This is a genomic window from Cognatundibacterium rugosum (genome assembly GCF_014284365.1).
Classification (GTDB): domain Bacteria; phylum Pseudomonadota; class Gammaproteobacteria; order Burkholderiales; family Burkholderiaceae_D; genus Undibacterium; species Undibacterium rugosum.
Genome location: NZ_JACOGG010000040.1, coordinates 1 through 5,837 on the forward strand (window position 1 = coordinate 1; position 5,837 = coordinate 5,837).

At 49.8% G+C, this 5,837-nt stretch carries 2 tRNA genes and 3 rRNA genes; all 5 read left to right on the top strand.

From position 1 onward, the window contains the following. Positions 1–283: 283 nt before the first annotated feature. Positions 284–1,814: ribosomal RNA gene (locus tag H8K47_RS17840) — 16S ribosomal RNA — on the top strand. Between the two features lie 112 nt (positions 1,815–1,926). After that, a tRNA-Ala gene (locus tag H8K47_RS17845) sits at positions 1,927–2,002 on the top strand. 113 nt (positions 2,003–2,115) lie between these two features. Then, positions 2,116–2,192 (top strand) — tRNA-Ile (locus H8K47_RS17850). A gap of 391 nt (positions 2,193–2,583) precedes the next feature. Continuing rightward, positions 2,584–5,458 (top strand): 23S ribosomal RNA (locus tag H8K47_RS17855). 219 nt (positions 5,459–5,677) lie between these two features. Next, positions 5,678–5,790 (top strand): 5S ribosomal RNA (gene rrf, locus H8K47_RS17860). The 16S, 23S and 5S rRNA genes sit together here with 2 tRNA genes alongside, the layout of an rRNA operon. Positions 5,791–5,837 lie beyond the last annotated feature (47 nt).

Sequence of the window (5,837 nt, forward strand, 5' to 3'; positions counted from 1 at the left end):
CTTCATAATCTCGTTTCTCTGCTGCTGACGAACAAAACGATTCGAAGCAAAAGCCGGAAGGCAAGCAGAAAAAAGAATTCAATATTCTGTGATCTTTAACAATTAACAGTCAATAAATGTGAGCACTTGATGAAAGCGCACCGCTTGGTTTTCGGATTGAGCGGCAAGCTTAAAAAATATCAACTGCTTCACAAGAAATAAAACAAGACGATTTTCAGAAATGAGAATTGAACTGTCAGTATTTTGAGTGAGCGACAGACAGAAATGTCTTTAAACAGAGATTAAACTGAAGAGTTTGATCCTGGCTCAGATTGAACGCTGGCGGCATGCCTTACACATGCAAGTCGAACGGCAGCACGGGCTTCGGTCTGGTGGCGAGTGGCGAACGGGTGAGTAATATATCGGAACGTACCCAGTAGTGGGGGATAACTATCCGAAAGGATAGCTAATACCGCATACGATCTAAGGATGAAAGCAGGGGATCTTCGGACCTTGTGCTATTGGAGCGGCCGATATCTGATTAGCTAGTTGGTGGGGTAAGAGCCCACCAAGGCGACGATCAGTAGCTGGTCTGAGAGGACGACCAGCCACACTGGAACTGAGACACGGTCCAGACTCCTACGGGAGGCAGCAGTGGGGAATTTTGGACAATGGGCGCAAGCCTGATCCAGCAATGCCGCGTGAGTGAAGAAGGCCTTCGGGTTGTAAAGCTCTTTTGTCAGGGAAGAAAAGGTGCGCTCTAACATAGCGTACTGATGACGGTACCTGAAGAATAAGCACCGGCTAACTACGTGCCAGCAGCCGCGGTAATACGTAGGGTGCAAGCGTTAATCGGAATTACTGGGCGTAAAGCGTGCGCAGGCGGTTTTATAAGTCTGATGTGAAATCCCCGGGCTCAACCTGGGAACTGCATTGGAGACTGTAAGGCTAGAGTGTGTCAGAGGGGGGTAGAATTCCACGTGTAGCAGTGAAATGCGTAGATATGTGGAGGAATACCGATGGCGAAGGCAGCCCCCTGGGATAACACTGACGCTCATGCACGAAAGCGTGGGGAGCAAACAGGATTAGATACCCTGGTAGTCCACGCCCTAAACGATGTCTACTAGTTGTCGGGACTTAATTGTCTTGGTAACGCAGCTAACGCGTGAAGTAGACCGCCTGGGGAGTACGGTCGCAAGATTAAAACTCAAAGGAATTGACGGGGACCCGCACAAGCGGTGGATGATGTGGATTAATTCGATGCAACGCGAAAAACCTTACCTACCCTTGACATGGCAGGAATTCCGAAGAGATTTGGAAGTGCTCGAAAGAGAACCTGCACACAGGTGCTGCATGGCTGTCGTCAGCTCGTGTCGTGAGATGTTGGGTTAAGTCCCGCAACGAGCGCAACCCTTGTCATTAGTTGCTACGAAAGGGCACTCTAATGAGACTGCCGGTGACAAACCGGAGGAAGGTGGGGATGACGTCAAGTCCTCATGGCCCTTATGGGTAGGGCTTCACACGTCATACAATGGTACATACAGAGGGCCGCCAACCCGCGAGGGGGAGCTAATCCCAGAAAGTGTATCGTAGTCCGGATTGTAGTCTGCAACTCGACTACATGAAGTTGGAATCGCTAGTAATCGCGGATCAGCATGTCGCGGTGAATACGTTCCCGGGTCTTGTACACACCGCCCGTCACACCATGGGAGCGGGTTCTGCCAGAAGTAGGTAGCTTAACCGTAAGGAGGGCGCTTACCACGGCAGGGTTCGTGACTGGGGTGAAGTCGTAACAAGGTAGCCGTATCGGAAGGTGCGGCTGGATCACCTCCTTTCTAGAGTAGCGCTGGTAGTTAAGTGTTCACTTTTATTGACTGTTAAAAGAAGAGACGAGAAAAGTAGTAAAGAGAAGTGAAGCTGCTTTGCGGTAGGAAGCAGTGCCTGAATGGGGGTTTAGCTCAGCTGGGAGAGCACCTGCTTTGCAAGCAGGGGGTCGTCGGTTCGATCCCGTCAACCTCCACCACCACATGAAAAAGACTGATTCAAACGGGATTGATCAAGGCGCAACGACGCAGACAGTACGCAAGTACGGCAAGGCGTTGCAACGCAGAGCAAGCGCGTTTTAAGCAGTCATGCGGGGCTGTAGCTCAGCTGGTTAGAGCACCGTGTTGATAACGCGGGGGTCGTTGGTTCGAGCCCAACCAGCCCTACCAAAAGTGTGTTGAGAAAACAAACGCAAATGGCGCGAGCGCTGTTTAGGTTTGTTCTTTCAAATCGAAAGAGAGTCGCAAGGCTCAGCAACAAGAAGTTCTCGTTCTTTAACAATTCAGAAGAAGTAAAGTAGAAATAATCAAAATTTATTTCTGTAAAGAGATTGGTAGCAATACTGATCAGATTTATGGAAGGGTTATGATTGTATCGAACAAACAAAGTATTAAAAGAGTTTGATCAAAGCAGCCGAAAGGCAGTTTTAGAAAAAAATAAATTCTTGAGATACGGCAACGCTAAAGTAATACTCATAAGTAGTAAAGAACTATAACCGGTTTTTAGTGATGAACCTGAAGCTTAGAGATAGGCGACAGACACTAGAAGCTAAAGTTATAGGGACAAGTGACTAAGTGCACATGGTGGATGCCTTGGCGATATCAGGCGATGAAGGACGTAGTAGCTTGCGATAAGCTGCGGGGAGTGAGCAAACACACATTGATCCGCAGATTTCCGAATGGGGAAACCCGGCCTTAGGGTCATCGTATTCTGAATACATAGGAATACGAAGCGAACGTGGCGAACTGAAACATCTAAGTAGCTACAGGAAAAGAAATCAACCGAGATTCCCAAAGTAGTGGCGAGCGAAATGGGAAGAGCCTGCAAGATTTAGCATCTTTAATAGTAGAACGGATTGGAAACTCCGGCCATAGAGGGTGATAGCCCCTTATACGAAATTATCGGTGTGGAACTAAGCTTGCGACAAGTAGGGCGGGACACGTGAAATCCTGTCTGAACATGGGGGGACCATCCTCCAAGGCTAAATACTCGATATCGACCGATAGTGAACCAGTACCGTGAGGGAAAGGCGAAAAGAACCCCGGGAGGGGAGTGAAATAGAACCTGAAACCGTGTGCATACAAACAGTAGGAGCAGACTAGTTCTGTGACTGCGTACCTTTTGTATAATGGGTCAGCGACTTACATTCAGTGGCAAGCTTAACCGCATAGGGAAGGCGTAGAGAAATCGAGTCCGAATAGGGCGTCTTAGTCGCTGGGTGTAGACCCGAAACCAAGTGATCTACCCATGGCCAGGTTGAAGGTGCGGTAACACGCACTGGAGGACCGAACCCACTAATGTTGAAAAATTAGGGGATGAGCTGTGGGTAGGGGTGAAAGGCTAAACAAACTTGGAAATAGCTGGTTCTCTCCGAAAACTATTTAGGTAGTGCCTCTTGTATCACCGTCGGGGGTAGAGCACTGTTATGGCTAGGGGGTCATCGCGACTTACCAAACCATTGCAAACTCCGAATACCGACGAGTGCGAGCAAGGGAGACAGACATCGGGTGCTAACGTCCGGTGTCAAGAGGGAAACAACCCAGACCGCCAGCTAAGGTCCCAAAGTACAGCTAAGTGGAAAACGAAGTGGGAAGGCTAAAACAGTCAGGAGGTTGGCTTAGAAGCAGCCACCCTTTAAAGAAAGCGTAATAGCTCACTGATCGAGTCGTCCTGCGCGGAAGATGTAACGGGGCTAAGCTGTACACCGAAGCTGCGGATATGCGTAAGCATATGGTAGGAGAGCGTTCTGTAAGCCTGCGAAGGTGTCTTGTAAAGGATGCTGGAGGTATCAGAAGTGCGAATGCTGACATGAGTAGCGATAATGGGGGTGAAAAGCCCCCACGCCGTAAGCCCAAGGTTTCCTGTTCAACGTTCATCGGAGCAGGGTGAGTCGGCCCCTAAGGCGAGGCAGAGATGCGTAGCTGATGGGAAGCAGGTTAATATTCCTGCACCGTCGTATGATGCGATGGGGGGACGGATCGCGGAAGGTTGTCAGGCGGTTGGAAGAGCCTGTTCTTAACTTGTAGAAGGTGCCTAGGCAAATCCGGGCACGGAATTCAAGGGGTTGAGACGAGCGGGTATATCCTGCGAAGCAATCGGAAGTGGTTCCAAGAAAAGCCTCTAAGCTTCAGTCATACGAGACCGTACCGCAAACCGACACAGGTGGGCGAGATGAGTATTCTAAGGCGCTTGAGAGAACTCGGGAGAAGGAACTCGGCAAATTGGTACCGTAACTTCGGGATAAGGTACGCCCTTGTAGTTTGACCCCCCTGCGGGGGAAGGACGAAGGGGTTGCAATAAACTGGTGGCTGCGACTGTTTAATAAAAACACAGCACTCTGCAAACACGAAAGTGGACGTATAGGGTGTGACGCCTGCCCGGTGCTGGAAGATTAAATGATGGGGTGCAAGCTCTTGATTGAAGTCCCAGTAAACGGCGGCCGTAACTATAACGGTCCTAAGGTAGCGAAATTCCTTGTCGGGTAAGTTCCGACCTGCACGAATGGCGTAACGATGGCCACACTGTCTCCTCCCGAGACTCAGCGAAGTTGAAGTGTTTGTGATGATGCAATCTACCCGCGGCTAGACGGAAAGACCCCATGAACCTTTACTGTAGCTTTGCATTGGACTTTGAACCGATCTGTGTAGGATAGGTGGGAGGCTTTGAAGCGTGGACGCCAGTTTGCGTGGAGCCATCCTTGAAATACCACCCTGGTTTGTTTGAGGTTCTAACCTTGGCCCGTAATCCGGGTTGGGGACAGTGCATGGTAGGCAGTTTGACTGGGGCGGTCTCCTCCCAAAGTGTAACGGAGGAGTTCGAAGGTACGCTAGTTACGGTCGGACATCGTGACGATAGTGCAATGGCATAAGCGTGCTTAACTGCGAGACTGACAAGTCGAGCAGGTACGAAAGTAGGACATAGTGATCCGGTGGTTCTGTATGGAAGGGCCATCGCTCAACGGATAAAAGGTACTCTGGGGATAACAGGCTGATTCCTCCCAAGAGTTCATATCGACGGGGGAGTTTGGCACCTCGATGTCGGCTCATCACATCCTGGGGCTGTAGCCGGTCCCAAGGGTATGGCTGTTCGCCATTTAAAGTGGTACGTGAGCTGGGTTTAAAACGTCGTGAGACAGTTTGGTCCCTATCTGCCGTGGGCGTTGGAAGTTTGAAGGGGGCTGCTCCTAGTACGAGAGGACCGGAGTGGACGAACCTCTGGTGTATCGGTTGTCACGCCAGTGGCATTGCCGAGTAGCTATGTTCGGAAGAGATAACCGCTGAAAGCATCTAAGCGGGAAACTCGCCTTAAGATGAGACTTCCCAGAGACTAGATCTCTTTAAAGGGTCGTTCGAGACCAGGACGTTGATAGGCTGGGTGTGGAAGTGCAGTAATGCATTAAGCTAACCAGTACTAATTGCCCGTAAGGCTTGTCCCTATAACCTTAGCAGGTTGTAGGCTACGAGAGAAATTATGAAGTGGTTGCCAAAGAGAGTTTGGTACGAATCATAACCAGTAGTACCTAAGAAATTAGGAAAACGAATAGAGATTGGTGCGAGTTGATATAAAGACGGCGCACATTCTACGAAGCTTCTTCTGAATTGAGTTTGTTGTGAACACACAAAGGAACGTGTGCACAGCGGACTGACAGTTTATGCCTGATGACCATAGCGAGTTGGTACCACCCCTTCCCATCCCGAACAGGACCGTGAAACGACTCTGCGCCAATGATAGTGCTGCAACCAGTGTGAAAGTAGGTTATCGTCAGGCTCCCTTTAAAAACCCCTCGTTACAACCGTAACGGGGGGTTTTGCTTT